A 19,908-nucleotide genomic window follows, 5' to 3' on the forward strand; every position below is an offset into this window, starting at 1 on the left:
CGGGTCAGCCGCCATGCGTAGGCGGGGAACTTCCGCGTTCGTGCACAGTGCCGGCTATTTCGGCGGGTGCTGGTCCTGGGTGCAGGATGCCGAGGCGTTGGGTGGCCCTGGTCAAGGCTACGTACAGGTCGTTGCGTCCGCGGGGTGAAGCGTTCAGGATCGCGGCCGGGTCGGCGATCAGTACCGAGTCGAATTCGAGGCCCTTGGCCTGTTTGACGCTCAGGACCACGATCGGGGCCGTCAGATCGGGGTGCGGGCCGGAGGCGGCGTCGGGGAGTGTGGTCTGGATCGCGGCGGCCAGTTCGGTGGTCCGGGCGTCGGGGACGATCACGGCGAGCCGTCCGTCGCCCAGCAGCGCCGCTTCCTGAGCGGTGTGGTGGGCGAGCCGTTCGGGCAGCGCGCGTGCGGAGGTGCTCATCCGCCATGGAGGCATTCCGATCTCCCGTACGGACTTCGGCGGCGCCATCTCGGGATCGAGACCGGCCAGCAGGTCGACGGTCGCCGCCATGATCTCGGCGGGGGTGCGGTAGTTGACGGACAGCCGGGCCAGCCGCCACCGGTCGCCGACGTAGGGGTGAAGAGCCAGGCCCCAGGACGTGGTTCCGGCCGCGTCCGAGGTCTGGGCCACGTCCCCGACGAGGGTCATCGACCTGCTGGGGCAGCGCCGCATCAACTGCCGCCAGGCCATCTGGGACAGCTCCTGCGCCTCGTCCACGATCACGTGCCCGAAGGTCCAGGTCCGGTCGGCGGCCGCCCGCTCGGCCACCGTGGCCCGCTCGGCCTCGTGGTGGCGGTCGGCGAGGCCGCGCGCGTCCAGCAGATCCCCGGCAGCCAGCGTCTCCCGGGCCTCGTCGTCGCCGGACCGCGCGATGTCCAGAACCCCCTGGGCGTACTCGACGCGCCGGGCACGTTCCCGTGCCGCTCGCGCCCGGACGGCCCGGTCGTCCACGCCGAGCAGCTCGGCGGCCTCGTCCAGCAGCGGCACGTCGGCCGCGCTCCAGCCGCCCGGCGCCCGGACCAGCGACGCCCGCTCGGGCTCGCTCAGCTGGGAGGCGCAGGCGGCGAGCCGGCACGGGTCGGCGAACAGATCTTCGAGCAGCCGCTGCGGTGTCAGCGCCGGCCACAGCGCGTCGATCTCCGCCCACACGTCGGGATCCGAGGCCAGTTCCCGACGCAGATCGTCTTCGTCGTCGACGATCTCCTGGGGGAGCACACCCTCCAGGCCCGCGAGGTCCTCCCGCACGGCTCTGTCCACGTCCGCCTCGGCCAGGACATCGGCTATCTCGGCTTCGAGGCGGTCGGCCAGCACGCGGGTCTGTTCGGCCAGACCACGCGCGAGATGATCGACGATCGCGTCGGCGAACACCGCTCGCGCCCGGTTGTGCGGCAGGCCCGAGGCCCGCGCCCGTGCCACCGCCTGAGCGCGGGCATCGCGGTCCAAGCGAGACGGGACGCCGGGCGGAGCCTGCCGCTCGCGTACGGCGGCGGCCAGCACCTCCGCCATCACCGCCCGGCCCTTGACCTCCGCCGCGGGCGCAGGCTCCGCGCGGTCCGCGGTGACGCCGGGGAACAGTTCGGCGACGGTGGCGAGCAGCACGCCCGTCTCGCCCAGGCCGGGCAGCACCTGCCCGATGTAGCTGAGGAAGGTGGTGTTCGGCCCGACGACCAGCACGCCCTGGGCCGCCAGCCGGGGACGGTTGTAGAGCAGATACGCGGCACGATGCAGGGCGACCGCGGTCTTGCCGGTGCCCGGCCCGCCCTGCACCACCAGCACCCCCCGATGGTCGGACCGGATGATCGCGTCCTGCTCGGCTTGCAGGGTCGCCACGACATCGTGCATCCGCCCGGTCCGCCCGGCGTTCAGCGCCGCCAGCAACGCGGCCTCCCCCGCCAGCGTCTCCGCGCCGGGCGCCTCGCTGGGTGCCGCGCCGCCGTCGAGGACCTCGTCGTCCACGCTCACCACGCGGCGGCCGCGGGTCACGATATGCCGCCGCCGGTGCACGCCCTCCGGGACGGCGGTGGTCGCCACGTAGAACGGCCGGGCCGCGGGCGCTCGCCAGTCCACGAGCAGCGGATCGCCCTCAGGGGAGGGCAGCCCGATGCGGCCGATGTAGTGCCGCCCGCCGCCGCTGAGGTCCAGGCGCCCGAAGCACAGGCTGTTCTCCGCCGCGTCGAGCCGCGCGAGCCTGCCGGAGTACTCGCTGAAGGCGGCGTCCCTTTCCGCCCGGGCCTGCGCCGTACCCCCGACGCCCCGCGACACTTCGCCCAGCCGGGCCGCCGTATCCGCGCGAAGCGCGTCGAGCCGCCGGTAGAGCATCGACACGTACGCGTCCTCGCGCCTGATCGGATTCCCGGCCTCCGGGTCTGGCAATGTCACGTTCCGCCCTCTTGTCGCTGGTCTGAGGCCAGTCAAGAGTGCGGCGGAGATTACCGGAAAAACAGTCTTGTTCTTGCGGCACGCGTCAGCCGCCCCGCGTCACCGCACTACATGAGGTTTTCGGTTTCCTGTCACATGAAAGAGCCAAGTATCGATCTCGATCAGGCGTGTCACGCTTCGGAGTGACATGATCACGATAGGTTGCGGATGTTCGGGTTCGGTCGCGGACCCTCGGTTCACGACATTCGGGAGAGTTATGATCGAGATCTTGAAGTCCGGCGTGGTCGCGGGTATGGCGGTGCTGGGGCTGGCCGGTGCGCCCGGCGTCGCGCTGGCCGATGGCGGGCCGGCCGCGCATGACAGGCCGGGCCTGGCCGCCGTGTCCAGCGCTCAGGCGTCGGCCAAGGTGGCCGCCGACGGCACGCTGGTGCAGTCCAAGGGCATCAAGTCCCTCACCAAGCCCGCGGCCGGCGTGTACTGCGTGAGGTTCCTGGACCCGCTGCTGAAGGTGGACGAGCTCACGCCGGTGGCCACGCTGGTGGCCACCGGTTCTACGCCCTGGGGCATCGTGATGGCGCGCACCACGCCGAGCGTGGAGTGCGGCAACCGCGCCGACACCCTGTCCGTCTACACCGGCACCGCCGCGGTCGGCCGCTCCGACCTGCCGTTCTATCTGCTCATTCCCTGATCTGCCCGCCGCGTCGGCCCGGTCTCGCCCGCGCGCGGCCGGGCCGTCATCGTCCGGCGGCCGCGACGGTGTTGGCCAGCAGCATCGCGATCGTCATCGGCCCGACGCCGCCCGGAACGGGCGTGATGGCGCCTGCCACCACGCGGACGGCGTCGAAGTCGACGTCGCCCCGCAGGCCGTCCGGGGTGCGATGGATGCCGACGTCGACCACGGTCGCGCCGGGTTTCACCGCGTCGGCGCTGATCAGCCCGGGTATCCCGGCCGCGACGACGAGGACGTCCGCTCGCCGGCAGACCGCCGCGAGGTCACGCGTGCGGGAGTGGCAGACGGTCACCGTCGCGTGGCGCCGCAGCAGCAGCTGCGCCATGGGCTTGCCGACCAGGTTGGACCGCCCGACGACGACGGCCTCGGCGCCGGCGAGCGCGATCCCGTGGGCGTCGAGGAGCTCCAGGACGCCGAGCGGGGTGCACGGGCTCAGCCCGGGACGGCCGAGCGCGAGCCGCCCGGCGTTGATTTCGGTCAGCCCGTCCACGTCCTTGTCCGGCGGGATCAGCGACACCAGCGCGTCGGCGTCCAGGTGCGGCGGCAGCGGCAGCTGGAGCAGGATGCCGGTCACGCCGGGGTCGCCGCCGAGCGCGCGGATCGCGCCGGCGAGCTCGTCCTGCGTGACGTCCGCGCCGAACCGGCGATGCAGGTCGCGGATGCCCGCCGCCACGCAGCGCCGCCGCTTGTTCCGCACGTAGATCTCGGAGGCGGGGTCGTCCCCGACGAGCACCGTGGCGAGCCCCGGCGCGCGAGCGAGCGCGGCGACGTCGCCGGCCGCCGCCGCGACGACCTTCTCGGCGACGCGCCGGCCGTCCAGGACGGTCGCGGTCATGCGAGCACGGCCCGCAGGTAGGGCCCGATGGCCGCCGCCGACGCCGGGCCGTACGCGTCGGACAGCCGTTCCTCCCCGTCCCGCGCGGCCAGCCGCCATTCCTGGCAGCCGACGCTCTCCAGCACGGCGGTGGCGATCAGCGAGGCCAGCTGGGCCGCGTGCTCGACGGCGAGCCCGCTGTCGACGCCGGCCAGGAACCCGGCCCGGAAGGCGTCGCCCACGCCGGTCGGATCGAGGATCTCCCGGGCCGGCACGGCGTCCACCCGGATCTCGGCGCCGTCGCGCCCCATGATGCGCGCGCCCTTGTCGCCGAGCGTGGTGATCCGCAGCCCCACCCGCTCGGTGATCTCGCGCTCCGACCATCCGGTACGGCGAACGAGCAGCTCCCACTCGTACTCGTTCGTGAACAGGTACGCCGCCCCCTCCACCAGCGCCCGGCAGTCGTCGCGGCCGAGGCGGGGCAGCTGCTGCGACGGGTCCGCGGCGACCGCCACGCCGAGCCGGTGGGCCTGGGCGGTGTGGGCCAGCATGGCCTCCGGCGCGCTGGCCCCGACGAGCACCAGGGCGACCCCGCGGGCGGCCAGGATCGGCGCCAGGTCGATGGAGCCGGACGAGGCCATCGCGCCCGGATAGAACGAGGCGATCTGGCACTGGTCGTCGTCGGTCGTGCAGGTGAACCGCGGGGTGTGCGCGCCGCCGACGGTCAGCACGCCGCCGCAGTCCACGCCGTGCCGTTCCAGCCAGGAGCGGTAGTCGGCGAAGTCGGCGCCCACGGCCCCCACGAGCACGGGGCGCTTGCCCAGGACGCCCAGGGAGAAGGCGATGTTCGCGGCGACGCCGCCGCGCCGGATCTCCAGGTCGTCGACGAGGAAGCTCAGCGAGAGCCGGTCGAGCTGCTCGGCGATGAGGTGGTCTCTGAACCGGCCGGGGAAGTGCATGAGGTGGTCGGTCGCGATCGAACCGGTGACCGCGATGGGGCCGGTGGGGCCGATGGCCATGGATCCTCCTGGATGGCGGTCAGAAGACGATGGTGGTAGATCCGTCGACGAACACGCGGTCGGCGCAGTGCCAGTCGACCGCCCGGGCGAGCACGGCCCTTTCGATGTCGGCGCCGCGGCGGACCAGGTCGCCCACGCCGGCCCGGTGCGACACGCGGACGACGTCCTGCTCGATGATCGGGCCCTCGTCCAGGTCCTCTGTGGCGTAGTGGGCCGTCGCGCCGATGAGCTTGACCCCCCGCTGCTTGGCCCGCTCGTACGGGCTGGCGCCGGCGAACGCGGGCAGGAACGAGTGGTGGATGTTGATCACCGGCACGCCGACCTCGTCGAGGAAGTCCGCGGACAGGATCTGCATGTACCGGGCGAGCACCACCAGGTCGACCTTCCCCGCGATGGCGTCGAGCTGGGCCTGCTCGGCTTCCGGTTTCGTCCGCGGCGTGACCGGGATGTGCGTGAACGGCGTGCCGAAGCCGGCCACGTCCCGCTCCAGGTCGGGATGGTTGGAGACCACGGTGACGACCTCGATCGGCAGCTCGCCGCGGCGGGCCCGCCACAGCAGGTCGAGCAGGCAGTGGTCGTGCCGGGAGACGAAGATCGCGACCCGGGTGGGCGTCGCCGCCGAGCGCACCCGGAACCTGGCGCGCAGGCGCCGCGCCACCTCGAACTCGAACTGGCGCTCCAGCAGGGGCAGGCGCTCGCTGACGCGGTCCAGGTGGAACTCGGTGCGCAGCATGAACCGCCCGCCCCTGGACCCGGTGGAGAACTGGTCCGACTGGAGGATGTTCGCGCCGTGCCGGTAGAGGAACGCGCTGACGAGGGCCACGATGCCGGGCCCGTCCTGGCACGAGACGACCAGGCGCCCGATGTCGTCGGCGACGGCGGATCCGGCCGGGGCGAGGGGCTGCTCGGAGACAGTGATCGACATGCCGGGCTCAGACCATCGACGGGGTGGCGTCGGCGGTCAGCCCGGCGGCCACCCGCAGCTCGTCGGCGCGGTCGGTGCGCTCCCAGGGGAGGTCCACGTCGGTACGGCCGAAGTGGCCGTAGGAGGAGGTCGCCTGGTAGATGGGCCGGTGCAGGTCGAGGTAGCTGCGGAATGCGGCGGGACGCAGGTCGAAGCAGTCGGTGACCAGGTTGTCGATCAGGGCGGGGTCCACGCGCTCCGTGCCGAAGGTGTCGATCAGCAGGGAGACCGGCCTGGCCACCCCGATCGCGTAGGCGACCTGCACCTCGGCGCGCCGCGCGAGTCCGGCGGCGACGACGTTCTTGGCGACGTACCGGGCGGCGTACGCGGCGGAGCGGTCCACCTTGGACGGATCCTTGCCGGAGAACGCGCCCCCGCCGTGGCGGGCGAAACCGCCGTACGTGTCGATGATGATCTTGCGGCCGGTCAGGCCGGCGTCGCCCACCGGTCCGCCGATGACGAACCGGCCGGTCGGGTTGACCAGGAGGCCCCGGTGCAGCTCGCCGGCGTCGTACAGATCGGCGGGCAGGACGGGCACGACGACGTGGTTCCACATGTCCTCGCGGATCCGGTCGGCCGTCGCGTGCTCGGCGTGCTGGGTGGAGACGAGGACCCGCTCGATCCCCACGGGGACGCCGTCGCGGTAGCGGATCGTGACCTGCGTCTTGCCGTCCGGCCGGAGGTAATCGACCGCCCGCGTGGTGCGGGTGTGCGCCAGCCGGCGGGCCAGGCGGTGGGCGAGGGTGATCGGCATCGGCATGAGCTCGGGCGTGTCGTCGCAGGCGTAGCCGAACATCATCCCCTGGTCGCCGGCGCCCACCCGGTCGAACGCGTCGTCGGACAGGCCTTCGCGGTGCTCGTGGGCCCGGTCGACGCCCTGGGCGATGTCCGGGGACTGCCGGTCCAGCGCGACCAGCACGGCGCAGTGCTCGCCGTCGAACCCGTAGGCGCCGTCGTCGTAGCCGATGCGGTTGACCGTGTCGCGGACGATGCGCGCGTAGTCGAGCTGCGTCGGCGTGGTGATCTCACCGGCGAGCACGACCATGCCGGTGGTGACCAGGGTCTCGCAGGCCACCCGCGACAGGGGGTCGGCGGCCAGCGCGGCGTCCAGCACCGCGTCGGAGATCGCGTCGGCGACCTTGTCCGGGTGACCCTCGGTCACCGATTCCGAGGTGAACAGGAAGTCCTTCACAGCGTGGCTCCTTCGGAGGGTGTGATCAGTTCGTCCCGGACGATCCGCGCCCCGCGGGCCATCGCGGCCAGCTTCGCCCGGGCGATCGCGCCGGTCACGTTGCGCAGGCCGCAGTCGGGGTTGATCATCAACCGGTCGGCCGGGATGTGCCGCAGGGCGCGGCGGATGCGGGTCGCGACGAGGTCGGGCGACTCCACGTCGTCGGTCTTCACGTCCACGACGCCCAGCCCCAGGTCGCCCGGCCAGCCGAACTTCTCGATGATGGCCAGGTCGTCGTCGCCCTTGCGGGCGAACTCCAGGACCAGCTGGTCGATGTCGGCGCGCAGGACCTCGGGGAAGAGGAAGTCGTAGTGCCCTTCCCAGGACGGGCGGGCGTATCGGTTGCCGTAGCAGACATGCAGCGCCCAGGTGACGTCCACCCCGGCGGTGACCACGTTGATGGCGTCCACCGCCAGCCCGGCCTGGCCGGTGTGGCCGGCGAGGAACGGCTCGTCGATCTGGAGCAGCTCCGCGCCCAGCTCCGCCAGCGCGTGCGCTTCGGCGTTGAGTACGGCGGCCATCGCCATGACGAGGTCCCGCCGGCCGACCCGACCTTGCGCCCGGCATGAGAGCGAGAACGGGCCGGTGAACGAGAACTTGATCGGCGCCGCGGTCTGGGCCGAGGTGAACGCGTAGTCCGCGGCCAGGCCCAGCGGCGACGGCCCGGCCGGCTCGGGGAGCGCGGCGACCTTCGCCTCGTAGTAGTCGAAGTAGAAGTCCTTGGCCGTCTCCGGGATCTCGACGCCGGGCATCCGGGCCAGCGTGTAGTCGATGTCGTTGTCCCGGCGCAGCTCGCCGTCGGAGACGATGTCGATCCCGGCGAGCTCCTGGTCGCGCAGGGCGGCCTTGATGGCCATGTCGTGCACGTCCTGCAGCTGGCTGTAGCTCATCCGGCCCCGGAAGTAGTCGGTCTTGAGCCGCTCCAGCCAGTCCGGCACGGGGTAGCTGCCGACGACCGTCGTGGGCAGCAGCGGGACGCGGGTGCGGACCGTTCCTCTCGCCATGGGTCAGTCCCTCGCCTGCGCGGTCATCGTGATGATGTTGCCCGCCGACTTGTGCCGGAAGGGCTCGTAGTGCACGTCGAAGCCCTTGCGCCGCCCGACGTGCGCGAGCAGGGGGCCGTTGACCCAGTTCACGACCGACCCGTCGTACTTGCCGGGGCCGCGGAACTGGCTGCGGTACCCCTCGACGCCGGTGACGAAGATGTCGTGGCAGATCAGCCGGCCGTACGGGTGGAGCAGCATGAGGCTGTCGGCGAAGCTGGCCACCGCGCCGTTGCTGACGTGCATGCGGACGTCCGCCCCCGACTCGAGCAGCGGCCGGAGCGCCTCGCCGGTGAACTGTCCGGTGACGGCGTACTGGTCGAGACCGGCCAGCGGCGCGTACCGCTCCTCCAGGCGCAGCATCGACCAGGCCTGCCGCCAGAACGTGACCGCGGTGTCCACGTCGGGGAAGTGGGCCGGGGCGGCGTCGGTGAGCAGCTGGGGGCCGAGCCGGAGCAGCTTGTGGACCAGGGCGGGGACCTGGTCGGGCGTGGCGGAGACCGAGTCCGCCAGCGTGGCCGCCGCGGCCGCGGGCAGGTAGGCGCGGGTCTCGACGCCGTAGGTGCGGCCGCCGATCTGGGCCACCTCGTCCGTCGGCAGGTTGTCGTACACGTTGGACACGTAGACGAGGAACACCTTGTACTTCAGGAAGCCCAGCGAGGTCAGCGGGCGCGTCGCGTCGAGCGTGACGGAGCTGACGCGGCCGGCGTGGTCGGCGACGGTCTCCCCGGCCAGGTCGAGGACGTGCTGGGAGTAGTCGCACATGAGGTAGTGCAGGCGCCGGTAGTAGTCCCCGCCGCGGGCCTGGTCGGCGCGGCGGAACTCGTCGAGGAAGACCTTGGCCTGGTGCCCGTTGCCGACGCCCAGCTCGACGACCACCAGTTCCTCCGGCAGCGCCGCCGAGCTCGCCAGCGAGTCCCAGACGTCGAAGAGGTCGTTTATCACGCCGCGGGCGGAGTCCAGGTTGCGCGCGTCGCTCTCGCCGCCCGGCAGCGCCTGCTCGTAGCCGCGTCCCGACGCCTTCTCCCACAGCTCCAGCGCGGTCCAGTAGAGGGCGTTGAAGGCCCAGACGCAGCCGGCCGAGCCGAGCCCCCAGTCCTCCAGGTAGGCCCGCTCGCCGGACCCGTCCCGCAGGCAGGCGGCGGCCAGCCCGCCCAGCGCGACCTCGCCGCCGCGCCGCACGTCGACGGCCACCTCCAGGTCCTCCTGGCGGATCCCCGCCGGAGTCGGCACGGTTCCCCGGCCCGGGGCGGACAGGATGGGCCTCGCGTCGACGACGTCGCGGAAGTTGTCCCGGTACTGCACCCAGTCGCACACCACCCGCACCCGGGCGAGGTCCCGCCCGGAGTCGACCAGCGCCGCGACGACCGGGGCCACCGAGGCCATCAGGTCGACCGGCTTGTCGGCCCGCAACCTCGCGTGCGGCCGGAAATCAATCAACATCACTGTCGCCCTTCCTGGAGAGCCGCGACTGCCGGGCGGATGCCGGCCCGGCGCACGAGGTCGGGAACCTCGTCGTCGTGGCCGAAGACCATCAGGTGAACGCCGCGTACGCCGGGAATCCCGACCAGGGCCTGGATCGTCTCGACACAGGCGTTGAGGCCCTCCTCCGCGACCCGGCGCTCCGGCACCCCGCGCAGGCGGCGCTCCAGCTCCGCGGGCACGTGCACGCCGGGCACCGAGCCGGTCAGGAACGCCAGCATGCGCAGGGACCGGATGGGGCCGACGCCCGCGATCACCGCGCAGCGCTCGGTGACGCCCTCCTCGCGCAGCTGGGCGACCCAGCGGGCGAAGGCGTCCACGTCGAAGACGTACTGCGTCTGCACGAACTCGGCGCCCGCGGCGACCTTCTTCGCGAGCCGCCGGGCGCGCAGCGCCATCGGCGCGGCGAACGGGTTCTCGACCGTGCCGATCAGCCACGAGGGCCGGGTCGCGAGCGGCTTGCCGGACAGCAGCGTGCCGTCGTCGCGCAGCGTGCGCGCGGTCCAGACGAGCTGGACGCCGTCGAGGTCGAAGACGGGCTTGGCGTCCGGGTGGTCGCCGAGCGCAGGGTGGTCGCCGGTGAGCAGCAGCACGTTGCGGATGCCGAGGGCCGCGGCCCCGATCAGGTCCGACTGCAGCGCGATGCGATTGCGGTCCCGGCAGGTCAGCTGCATGACCGGGTCGACTCCGGCGCGCTGGACGAGGACGCTGCCGGCCAGGCTCGACATGCGCACGCTGGCGCCCTGGTTGTCGGTCACGTTCGCGGCGTCCACCCAGCCGCGCAGCGCGGCGGCCTTGCGGGCGATCGCGTCCGGGTCGGCGTCGCGCGGCGGCCCGATCTCGGCCGTCACCACGACCCGGTCCGACGCGAGCGCGGCCCGCAGCCCGCTCATCGGCTCGCCCGGACCGCTATGGCCGGCCGCGGATCGCTGCCGGTGAACGCGACCGCGATGCCCTCGTCGCGGCCCTGCCAGTAGTTCACCCACGAGCTCCGCGACCACTGCCGGTTGTCGACCGGCCGCTGGAGCAGGTCGAGGTCCGCGCCGCGCCCCGCGCTCTCCGCGCGATCCCAGGCCGTGACCCACACGCACCGCAGCGAACGGTCGACCTCGCAGGCGCCGTCCGGCGAGACGCCGCCGCACGGCCCGTTGCGCAGCTGCTTGGGACAGGTCATCGGGCACGCGTAGCCGGTCGCCGGCAGCGCGCACTGGCCGCACATCCGGCAGCCGAACAGCCGCTCCTTGGTGACCCGCTCACCGGCCGTGAACCAGCGGTAGAGCCTCGGACGGCGCTCGACGAACGCGGCCAGCCACCGGTAGACCGGGTTGGCGGCGAGGACCGCGTGCAGCGCGTACGCGAGGGCCGCCGAGATCCTCGGCCGGAAGGGCAGCGGCCGTCTCGCGCCCCGATCTCGAGCCTGTTCCACGGCCATCCGCACTCCTCACGCCGGTATGTCCCCAAAGGTCGCAGGACCGCGGCAAGCGCGTCTTCGGGTGGCACCGCAACTTTCCGGCCGTCGTCTTTGTGTCCCGCCACAAGACCGCTCCGGGCCGTCGGCGACATCAGGACGGCGTTGATTGCCGCACAAATGGCGTATTCACGCCAAAACCATAGGAAAGTGGAACGTGCGGATCATGCTTGTTAGCGTGACCACGCTGCCTCGGGATCCTTCCCCGTCCCTGTCGCCTCTCGTGCGGCGCGTCGTCGAAGTGGACATGCTTCGCGGGTTCGCGCTCTTCGGCATCCTCGTCGTCAACATCTCCTACATGGCCTCGCCGTACGGCACGTTCGGCCTGCCCGACCCCGACTTCACCCGAGCGGTGGACGACGCCGCCCGGCTGATCGGCGAGACGCTGTTCGTCGACAAGTTCTACGTGCTGTTCGCCTTCCTGTTCGGCTACTCCTTCACCTTCCAGGCGGAACGGGCTGGCGCGTCGGTGGTGCGGCGGTCGCTGCGCCGGTACGGGGCGCTGTTCCTGCTGGGCGCCTTTCACGCGGTGGTGCTGTGGCGCGGCGACATCCTGACCGTGTACGCCGTGCTGGGCCTGGTCCTGCTGGCGGCGCGCCGGGCCAGGCCGCGCACCGCGGTGAAGGCGGCCGTCATCGTGCTGGCCGTGCTCGTGGTGTTCTACGCGCTGCTGGCGGGGTTCAGCTTCTGGGCGGAGTCGGTGGGCCGGAACACTTCGATCAACGTGTTCGACGATCCCAGCCAGATGATCGCCGCCTACCGGGGCGGGCCGCTGGACGTGATCGGCGAGAACCTGGCCCTGCTGCCGGGGATGCTCAGCGGGATCTGGTTCATGCAGGCCGGCAGCGCGATGGCCATGTTCCTGCTCGGCTTCGCCGCCGGGCAGACCCGGTTGCTGGAGGACGTGCCCCGGCGGTGGCTCGTCCAGGCGCAGTGGCTGGGGTTCACCGCCGGGCTGGCCGGTTCCCTCGCGGTCGGCCTCACCCACCTGGTGGACCACAGCGGCAGCGGCGCCCTGCTGGCGCTCGACCTGGCGGTGACGACCGCCACCGCGCCCCTGCTGGCCGCCGCCTACGCGGCCACCCTGCTGCGGCTCAACACCGCCCGCCCGGGGATCGGCCGGGCCCTGGCTCCGGCCGGGCGCCTGTCGGCCAGCAACTACCTCGGCCAGTCGGCGCTGATGGCCCTGCTGTTCACCGGCTACGGCCTGGCCCTGTTCGCGAAGGTCTCGCCGCCGCTGCTGCTCGGCATCGCCGCCGCCGTGTTCGCCGGCCAGCTGCTCCTCAGCGCCTGGTGGACGCGGAGCCACCGGTACGGCCCGGCCGAATGGTGGCTCCGCACTCTCACGTACGGTCGCTAGAGGAACTGCCGCGCCACGGCCAGCGCCACCAGCAGCACGGCCGTGGCCGCGGTGACCGCGAGCCGGATGTTCGCCCGGCTGAACCCGAGCGCGAGGATCGAGCCCACCAGCAGGCCGCCCGCGTGCGCGGCGATGGACATGCCCGGGACCGCGAACGTGGCCACCAGCCCGACGCCGAGCAGGACCAGCGGCAGGGTCGTGTTCGCCCGCGCCCGCAGGCTGACCACCAGCAGCGCCGCGATCAGGCCGAACACCGCGCCGGACGCGCCCGCGGTGAGCACCTCGGGGTCGAAGTAGTAGACGGCCACCGCCGCGCCCAGCCCCGACAGCAGGTAGACGGTCAGCACGGTCCCCGATCCGGCCAGGGGTTCCAGGCGGCGCGCGGCCAGCCAGAGCAGCAGCAGGTTGGCCAGCAGGTGCAGCACGCCGTAGTGCAGGAACATGCTCGTGAGCAGCCGCCAGTACGCGCCGTCCTCGATGGAAGGCCCGTTCAGCTCACCCCACTCGTGCAGCGGGCTGACGCCGTCGTAGAACACGGCGGCGAGGTCGAACCCGTCCCTGACGACGATCATGACGCTGGCGATCACCGCGACGGCGACGTTGACGGCGATCAGGGCGGTGAGCGCGTAACGCCGCCCCGCTTGGACCCCCGGCGGGGCGGGCGGTGCGGCGGCTCGGATCTGGTCGTTGCTCATGGCGGTCTCCTTCGCGGGGGGTCACGGGGGGGGTCACATCGCCAGGCGGACGCCGGCGTCACGCCGGGCGGCCACCTCCTCCACGGCCTGGCCGAGGGCGATGTCGAGGATGGACATCCCGAACGGGTTGCTGAGCACCACGTCGTGCTCGCTGTCGTGCTCGCTCCGGCGGCCGGGGTGGGCGCCGGTGATGATCTCGGCGAGCGTGGTGTCCACCCGCCGCGCCGAAGGGCCGGGCGTGACCCCCGGGTGGCTGTCGCCGTCGGGGCCGAGCAGCAGCCCGTCGCGGTGGAGCCGCCCGAGCAGCCGCCGGTGGTCGTGCCTGACCAGGTCCCAGTCGTCGACCACGACGAGCCCGGCTCGCCGTACGACGTCGGGGAGCACGTCGTCGAGGGACACATGCGCGACGAGCGCCCCGGGCGCCAGCCACTCGAACGGCAGGTAGCCCTCGGTCACCGTGGTGACCGTGATCACCAGGTCGCGCCCGCGCACGCACGACTCCGCGTCGGCCGCCACACGCACCTCGACCCGGTCGCTCACCGCTTCCGCCAGGGCCCGTGCGCGGAGCGGATCGCGGTCGTAGAGGCAGACCTCGGTGATCCCGGCGGGCAGCAGGGCCAGGTGCGCCTTGGCGAGCGTGCCGCAGCCGATGACCGCCGCGCTTCGCATGCCCGGGCGGCCGAGCAGCCGGGCGGTGAGGGCGGTGACGGCGGCGGTCCTGGTGGCGCTCAGGTAGGCCGACTCCATGATGGTCCTGGGCCAGGCGATCTCCGGGTCGAACATCATCAGCAGGCCCTGCGAGCGCGCCAGGCCCCGATCGGGGTTGCCCAGGTTCCCGTTGATCGTCTTCACCCCGAGCGCGAGGCCGCCGGCCAGCCGCAGCCCGCCGGGCATGGCCAGCGACCGCGCGGCCGTGCCCGCCGAGGTCTCCCAGCCCAGGTACGCCTCCTCCGGCAGCATCGTCTGCCCCCGGCCGTGGCGGACCAGCGCGTCCTCCACCACGGCCAGGACGTCGATCTCCACGCAGCACTCGATCACGGCCGCCCTCGGCAGGTAGCGCAACTCGCTCGCCGGATACTCGGTGAAGTTCACGGGCGCTGATCCTCCAGGTGGAAGCGGACGCCGTCGGCCCGCAGCCGCGCCGCGGCCTCGGCGACGGCGGCGGTCAGCCGGTGGCGGGCCAGCCAGCCGTCGTCGTAGACGGTGTCGGCGTAGGTCAGGCCGGTGTCGGCGCACAGGCAGAGCGGGCGGCGCGGCGCGCCGGGGGCGGCCAGGTCGCGCAGGCAGGCGGCGACCACGCTGCCGCTGGAACCGCCCAGCGCCACGCCGGTGTCGGCGCGGAACAGGCGGCAGACGGCGACGGCCTCCGAGTCGGGGACGCGATAGGCCCGGTCGTAGGTGCCCGGCGGCAGGAACGCGGAGCGGCGGCTCGCGCCCAGGCCGTTGATCAGGCGCGGCCCGGTGGCGGGGCCGGTGGCGAGCGAGCCCTCGGCGTCCACCGCGACCACCCTGACCCCCCGGTCCAGCGCGTGCAGGTGGGCGGCGACCCCGGACAGGGTGCCGCCGGTGGAGACGGCGATGTAGACGGCGTCCAGGCCCGGCCCGCCCTGGGCGGCGATCTCGGGGCCGGTGGTGCGCTCGTGGATGCGCGGGTTGGCGGGGTTGCCGTACTGGTCGGTCCAGCGGTAGTGCGGGTTGTCGGCGAGCAGCCGGTCCACGGCGCGGAGCCGGGTCAGGAGGTAGCCGCCGTAGCCGTCGGGTTCGTGCACCTCGTGGAGTTCCGCGCCGGTCGCGACGAGCCGCTGTCGGGTGGCCCGGGGGGTGCCGGGGTCCAGGACGGCGATGAACCGGCAGCCGAGGGCCGCCAGCAGCCGGGCCAGGCCGAGGCCGAGGTTGCCGGAGGTGGACTCGACCACCACCGTGCCCGGGGTCAGCGGGCGTTCCCGGTCCAGCGCCATCAGCAGGCCCGCGGCGGTCCTGTCCTTGATCGAGCCGGTCGGGTTGCCGCTCTCCAGCTTGAGCAGCACGCCGTGCGCGCGCCCGCGCAGGGAGATGTCGAGGCGCACCACAGGGGTGCCGGTGATGGCCGAGTGGAGTACCTCCAGCGGGGACAGCATCAGCGGTACCTCACGGCTGCTTGACGATTCCCCTGCAGGATCGAGTCCGCGCCGATTATCGGGAAGGGCGTTGGCGAGTTGTCGCCAGCTGGACAGGTGATGTTACGACCTGCCAGGTTGGCGAGTAATGCCCTGGAATACCCGATGAACATGTGGACTGTAGGGGTTCACAGACGTAGACAATTTGTGAAGATCAGGGCGTGCGGCAACTTGAGTTCCACACACTCGGACCGTTGGAGATCTCCGTTGACGGCAGGGCGTGCTCGCCTGGCGGCAACACCCAGCGGGGTCTGCTCGCGATCCTGCTGCTCAACGCCAACCAGGTCGTCCCGGTCAGGGAGATCATCGACGAGCTCTGGGACGAGCCTCCGGAAACCGCGCTCGGCCAGATCCAGACGCGGGTGTGGCGGCTGCGCGTCCTGCTCAACGGCTCCGGCGGCAAGACCGACGGCTCGCCGCTGGTCACCCGCCCCGGCGGCTACATGCTCAGGGCCGACCAGGAGGCGCTCGACTTCGCCCGGTTCGGGGCGGGGGTCGACAGCGCCCGCGCCATGCTCGCCTCCGGGCGGGTGGAGGCGGCCGTCCGGGTGCTGGAGGACGCGCTGACCCTGTGGCGCGGCCCCGCCTTCAGCGACGTGGACCTGGCCACCGTGCGAACCGCCGCGGCCACCCTGGAGGAGCTGCGGCTGGCGGCGATCGAGGAGCAGGTGGAGGCGGGCCTGACCCTGGGGCGGCACAGGAGGCTCGTCCCCGAGCTCCAGGTGCTGGTCGAGCGGCACCCGCTGAACGAGCGGCTGCGCGGCCAGCTCATGCTCGCCCTGTACCGCTCGCAGCGCCAAGCTGAGGCGCTGGAGATCTACCGGGACGGCCACCGTCGGCTGGTCGAGCTCGGCGTGGAGCCACGCGCCCAGCTGCAGGACCTGCACCAGGCCATTCTCACCTCCGCTCCGCAACTCGACCCGCCACGCTCCGCCCCCGCTGCCACCCGGCCGGCCCCGCCCCCGCGCCCGCAGGGGCGGCGCGAGCTGCCACCCGACCTCGCCGACTTCACCGGCAGGGCCGCCACGATCGACGCGCTCACCCGGTTCCTGTCCGGCTCGGCGACCCACGCCGGGCTCGCGGTCGCCGCCATCACGGGCCGCGCGGGCACCGGCAAGACGGCGCTGGCCGTGCACGTGGCCCACCTGCTCGCCGACGCGTTCACCGACGGCCAGTTCTTCGTGGACCTGCGCGGCCTGGACCAACGGCCGGTAGCCCCGGCCACCGTCCTGGCCCGGCTGCTGCACCGGCTCGGCGTCGAAGACGGCGACGTCCCCGCCGACGAGGAGGAGCGGTGCGCCCTCTACCGCGCCAGAATGGCCGGCCGCCGCGTCCTGCTCGTGCTCGACAACATCCGCGGCGAGGCCCAGATCCGCCCCCTGCTCCCCGCCGGGTACGGCTCCGCCGTGATCGTCACCAGCCGCCGCCGGGTCTGCGGGGTGCCCAACGCCCGCGCCTTCGACCTCGACGTGCTCGCCGAGAGCGAGGCGGTGGACCTGCTGAGCCGCGCCGCGGGCCCGGAACGCGCCGCGGCCCGCGCCGACGCCCGCCGGATCGCCGACCTGTGCGGGCGGCTGCCGCTGGCGCTGCGGGTGGCCGGAGCCCGGCTGAGCGGCCGCCCGCACTGGCGGCTGAGCCGCCTGGCCGACCTGCTGGAGCCCGAGCGCGGGCGGCTGGACGCCCTGTCAGCGGGAGGTCTGAAGGTCCGCGCCAGCCTGGCGCTGAGCTACGAGAGCCTGGACGCTCCGGCCGCCCGGCTGTTCCGCCTGCTCGGCACGCTGGAGACGCCCACCTTCGCGGGCTGGGTCGCCGGACCACTCCTCGGCGAGAGCGGCGCGCACCCGGAGGAGCTGATGGAGACCCTGGCCGAGGCCCGCCTGATCGACGTCGCCGGCGTCGAGGACTGCGGCACCGTCCGCTACCGCATGCACGTGCTGTTCCGCCTGTACGCCCGGGAGCGCGCCGAGGCGGAGGAACCCCCCGGAGAGCGGGACGCCGCCCTGCGCCGGTTGGCGGGAAGAGCTGTGAGAGAGGGTGAAGAGTGGGTGTAGAGGACAACCCAGGCGCGAAAGCATAGCGTGGCTCATGTTCGATCCGGCCAGATCCTCGGGGACCTGCGGAGAGGAACCGTGGTCATGGATGATGTCGTCTCCCGGCCCGAGGCTACGCGCCGTACCCTTCCAGATCACCTGCACGCCGTGCTGCTCCAGCTGCTGAGCGGAGCCACCGACCAGACGGCGAGCAACCGCCTGGGCATCTCTCCCCGCACCTACAGCCGGCGCGTGTCGGAGCTGCTGGAGCACCTGGGAGTGGAGAGCCGCTTCCAGGCCGGCGCGGAGGTCGCCCGGCGCGGCTGGCTCAGGTCCGGCTGAGGAAGTCCGCCAGGATCCGGTTGACGACCTGCGGGCGCTCCATGAAGCCGAAGTGCCCGCAGCCGGGAACCTCGGCGTACTTGGCGCCGGGGATGGCGTCGGCCACCTCCTTGCCCAGGGCGGGGGGCATCACCAGGTCGTCGGAGAACGCCACCACCAGCACCGGCCGCCGTACCTCGCCGAGCGCCTCGCGCCGGTCGCCCGCGAGGGTCGCCTCGTACTGCAGGGCCGGGCCCTCGCCCGTGGTGGGGAAGGCGGTCAGCACGTCGAGCCAGTCGGCGGCGGCCCGGTCGTCGGCGAGCGTGCGGGGCGAGAAGAGCTGGCACATCATCGCGACGGCCGCGTGCTCCGCAGACCCGGTGTCGGCCCGCCTGACCCGGTCGGCGCTGGCCCTGGTCATCGCGGCGCGGAAGTAGTCGGCGCGGGCCCGGGTGCCCAGCAGCACCGCCGAGGCGACCAGCTCGGGGCAGGCGAGCGCGAGCTCCTGCCCGATCATCGCCCCGAGCGAGGCCCCAACCACCCGGACGGGACCGCCCACGACGGCGCGGATCAGGCCCGCCGCGTCGGCCACCAGCTCGGCGAGCGGGTACGGCCCCGGCGGGCAGGACGACGGCGCGGTGCCCCGGTTGTCGAAGGTGATCACCCGGTGCCCGGCCGCGAGCAGGGCGGGCACCTGGTGCAGGTCCCAGATCCCGGCCTTGGACGCCGCGGGGGAGACCAGCAGCACAGGAGGCCCCGACCCCGTGTCGGTGTAGCTGAGCTCGACCCCGTTACTCCTGATCGTCGGCATCCACGCTCCCGGTCCTGCTCCACAGCCCGGTGGAGTACCGGGTCAGCGCGATCACGAACAGTATGGCGATCACCGCGGCGGCCACCAGGACCGGTGTGCGCAACCCGATCTCCCGGCCGCCGAAGAACTGGCCGAGCGTCACCAGCAGCCCGCCGATGGCCGAGCCGAGCGGCAGCGGGCCCCACGAGATCAGCCGGTAGATGCTGTTGACCCGGCCGAGCAGGCCCTCGGGCACGATCCGCTGCCGGTAGCTGATCGTGATGATGTTCCAGGACAGGCCCAGGCCCGCGCTGGCCGACAGGGCCAGGGCGACCACGATGCCGCTGCTGGTCAGGCCGACGATGACCAGCGCCGCGGCGCTGCCGGCCAGGGACGCCAGCAGCACCCGGCGGGGGCCGATCCGGCGCTCCAGCCACGGGGTGCCCTGGGCGCCGATCATGCCGCCGATGGCGCCGACCATGAACAGCAGGCCGTACTGCACGGCGGTGAGGCCCAGGATCTCCTGGGCGAACAGCACCTGGGTGGCGATGGCGACCGCGCCCGCCATGTTGAGCACGCCCAGCAGCAGCCCCAGGTCGCGCAGCGGGCGGTGTCCCCAGAAGAACTTCAGCCCGGCGACCAGGTCGGCGCGCATCGACGCCGACGCCTCGCTGACCTGCGGTTCCGCTGCCGGAAGCGACATCACCAGCAGGCCGGAGGCGACGAACAGGACGGCGTCCACGGTGAACGGGACCGCCAGCGCGACCCCCACCAGCAGGCCGCCGACCCAGGGGCCGACGAAGACCCCGGCGACGGTGTCGGCGATGGTCAGCCGGGCGTTGGCCACTTGCAGCCGCTCCCGGGGGACCAGCCGCGGCAGGATCGTCTGGGCGGCGTTCTCGTTGGCCACGGTGAGCGTGCCCAGGGTGAAGGCGACGACGTACAGGATGGCCAGGGCCATCAGGTCCAGGTAGAGCGCGAGCGCGATGCCGCCGACCAGGACGGCGCGGCCCCAGTGGGTCGCGGCCAGCACCCGGCGGTGGTCGGCGCGGTCCACGATCGCGCCGATCGGCAGGCTGAGCAGCAGCCACGGCAGCTCGGCGGCCACCCCGATCAGCGCGATCAGCAGCGGGTCCCTGGTCAGCGAGGTGGCCAGCCAGGGGAAGCCGACCGCGCTGATGCCGGTGCCGAGGTTGGCGATGAGGAACGCCGCCCAGAGCATCCAGAAGCGGCGCCCCAGCCCTCGGCTGGGCGGCAGGGGCAGGGTCTGGCTCGGTCGCAGCACCACGCGGCGACGCTCCTTCCTCCGGCGGCACCGGCGACACGCCCAGTGATGCGGTCAGCGCACCAAGCGGGGGGAAGGCCCGTCAACTCCGCTGGCGACTTGTCGCCAACCAGCTGTTTCGTCCTTGCCGGGCCGCGTGTTGT

Annotated in this window: 18 protein-coding genes; 4 read left to right on the forward strand and 14 right to left on the reverse strand. The window is 73.0% G+C overall.

What is annotated here, in order from left to right:
• Positions 1-4 precede the first annotated feature (4 nt).
• Entirely contained in the window at positions 5-2,377 is a 2,373-nt protein-coding gene (locus tag Aple_RS35540; protein WP_308805534.1) for a HelD family protein, read from the reverse strand.
• 256 nt (positions 2,378-2,633) lie between these two features.
• Here Aple_RS35540 and Aple_RS35545 point away from each other — a divergent pair, with 256 nt between their 5' ends.
• Positions 2,634-3,065, forward strand: coding sequence for a hypothetical protein (locus Aple_RS35545; RefSeq protein ID WP_155349134.1), 432 nt, complete (start codon positions 2,634-2,636; stop codon positions 3,063-3,065).
• Positions 3,066-3,111: 46 nt separating this feature from the next.
• Here Aple_RS35545 and Aple_RS35550 read toward each other — a convergent pair whose 3' ends face one another.
• Genes Aple_RS35550 through Aple_RS35585 form a run of 8 tightly spaced genes read right to left on the reverse strand, consistent with a single transcriptional unit; the run spans position 3,112 to position 11,092 of the window.
• A complete protein-coding gene (locus Aple_RS35550; protein ID WP_155349135.1) occupies positions 3,112-3,942 on the reverse strand; it encodes a bifunctional 5,10-methylenetetrahydrofolate dehydrogenase/5,10-methenyltetrahydrofolate cyclohydrolase in 831 nt (276 codons plus the stop codon).
• Complete coding sequence (locus Aple_RS35555) at positions 3,939-4,940, reverse strand: carbohydrate kinase family protein (RefSeq protein WP_155349136.1); 1,002 nt, start codon at positions 4,938-4,940, stop codon at positions 3,939-3,941. The genes Aple_RS35550 and Aple_RS35555 overlap by 4 nt, the downstream gene beginning before the upstream one ends.
• A gap of 19 nt (positions 4,941-4,959) precedes the next feature.
• Positions 4,960-5,865 (reverse strand): formyltetrahydrofolate deformylase, encoded by a 906-nt coding sequence (gene purU / locus Aple_RS35560; RefSeq protein WP_155349137.1) that lies wholly within the window; start codon positions 5,863-5,865, stop codon positions 4,960-4,962.
• Positions 5,866-5,872: 7 nt separating this feature from the next.
• Positions 5,873-7,096, reverse strand: a complete 1,224-nt coding sequence (metK, locus tag Aple_RS35565) for a methionine adenosyltransferase (protein ID WP_155349138.1) — start codon at positions 7,094-7,096, stop codon at positions 5,873-5,875.
• Positions 7,093-8,139 carry a hypothetical protein gene (locus tag Aple_RS35570; protein WP_155349139.1) on the reverse strand — a complete coding sequence of 349 codons (1,047 nt, stop codon included), beginning with the start codon at positions 8,137-8,139 and terminating at the stop codon, positions 7,093-7,095. The genes metK and Aple_RS35570 overlap by 4 nt, the downstream gene beginning before the upstream one ends.
• A 3-nt stretch (positions 8,140-8,142) precedes the next feature.
• Positions 8,143-9,621: a hypothetical protein gene (locus Aple_RS35575; protein WP_155349140.1), complete on the reverse strand. Its 1,479-nt coding sequence runs from the start codon at positions 9,619-9,621 to the stop codon at positions 8,143-8,145.
• Positions 9,621-10,553 carry a methylenetetrahydrofolate reductase gene (locus tag Aple_RS35580; RefSeq protein ID WP_155349141.1) on the reverse strand — a complete coding sequence of 311 codons (933 nt, stop codon included), beginning with the start codon at positions 10,551-10,553 and terminating at the stop codon, positions 9,621-9,623. Before Aple_RS35580 ends, Aple_RS35575 begins: the two co-directional genes overlap by 1 nt.
• On the reverse strand, positions 10,550-11,092 hold the full coding sequence (locus tag Aple_RS35585) for a methylenetetrahydrofolate reductase C-terminal domain-containing protein (protein ID WP_155349142.1): 543 nt from the start codon (positions 11,090-11,092) through the stop codon (positions 10,550-10,552). Before Aple_RS35585 ends, Aple_RS35580 begins: the two co-directional genes overlap by 4 nt.
• 214 nt (positions 11,093-11,306) lie before the next feature.
• On the opposite strand from Aple_RS35585, the gene Aple_RS35590 reads away from it, so the two are divergent.
• Positions 11,307-12,488, forward strand: coding sequence for a DUF418 domain-containing protein (locus Aple_RS35590; protein WP_246264987.1), 1,182 nt, complete (start codon positions 11,307-11,309; stop codon positions 12,486-12,488).
• On the opposite strand, the gene Aple_RS35595 is transcribed toward Aple_RS35590, so the two are convergent.
• The 3 genes from Aple_RS35595 to Aple_RS35605 are packed head-to-tail and all read right to left on the reverse strand — an operon-like array spanning position 12,485 to position 15,300.
• Positions 12,485-13,183 (reverse strand): rhomboid family intramembrane serine protease, encoded by a 699-nt coding sequence (locus Aple_RS35595; RefSeq protein WP_155349144.1) that lies wholly within the window; start codon positions 13,181-13,183, stop codon positions 12,485-12,487. The genes Aple_RS35590 and Aple_RS35595 overlap by 4 nt on opposite strands.
• Positions 13,184-13,216: 33 nt before the next feature.
• Positions 13,217-14,275: an ornithine cyclodeaminase family protein gene (locus Aple_RS35600; protein ID WP_246264988.1), complete on the reverse strand. Its 1,059-nt coding sequence runs from the start codon at positions 14,273-14,275 to the stop codon at positions 13,217-13,219.
• A complete protein-coding gene (locus tag Aple_RS35605; RefSeq protein WP_155349145.1) occupies positions 14,272-15,300 on the reverse strand; it encodes a pyridoxal-phosphate dependent enzyme in 1,029 nt (342 codons plus the stop codon). The genes Aple_RS35600 and Aple_RS35605 overlap by 4 nt, the downstream gene beginning before the upstream one ends.
• Before the next feature lie 233 nt (positions 15,301-15,533).
• On the opposite strand from Aple_RS35605, the gene Aple_RS35610 reads away from it, so the two are divergent.
• Both Aple_RS35610 and Aple_RS35615 read left to right on the forward strand, forming a co-directional pair.
• Positions 15,534-17,390 (forward strand): AfsR/SARP family transcriptional regulator, encoded by a 1,857-nt coding sequence (locus Aple_RS35610; protein ID WP_155349146.1) that lies wholly within the window; start codon positions 15,534-15,536, stop codon positions 17,388-17,390.
• Between the two features lie 84 nt (positions 17,391-17,474).
• A complete protein-coding gene (locus Aple_RS35615; protein ID WP_155349147.1) occupies positions 17,475-17,711 on the forward strand; it encodes a helix-turn-helix domain-containing protein in 237 nt (78 codons plus the stop codon).
• Here the strand turns inward: Aple_RS35615 and Aple_RS35620 are convergent.
• Positions 17,698-18,501, reverse strand: a complete 804-nt coding sequence (locus Aple_RS35620; RefSeq protein ID WP_155349148.1) for an alpha/beta fold hydrolase — start codon at positions 18,499-18,501, stop codon at positions 17,698-17,700. The genes Aple_RS35615 and Aple_RS35620 overlap by 14 nt on opposite strands.
• Positions 18,482-19,768 (reverse strand): MFS transporter, encoded by a 1,287-nt coding sequence (locus tag Aple_RS35625; RefSeq protein ID WP_155349149.1) that lies wholly within the window; start codon positions 19,766-19,768, stop codon positions 18,482-18,484. The genes Aple_RS35620 and Aple_RS35625 overlap by 20 nt, the downstream gene beginning before the upstream one ends.
• Positions 19,769-19,908: the final 140 nt, after the last annotated feature.

The sequence above is a fragment of the Acrocarpospora pleiomorpha genome (assembly GCF_009687885.1).
Taxonomy (GTDB): Bacteria; Actinomycetota; Actinomycetes; order Streptosporangiales; family Streptosporangiaceae; genus Acrocarpospora; species Acrocarpospora pleiomorpha.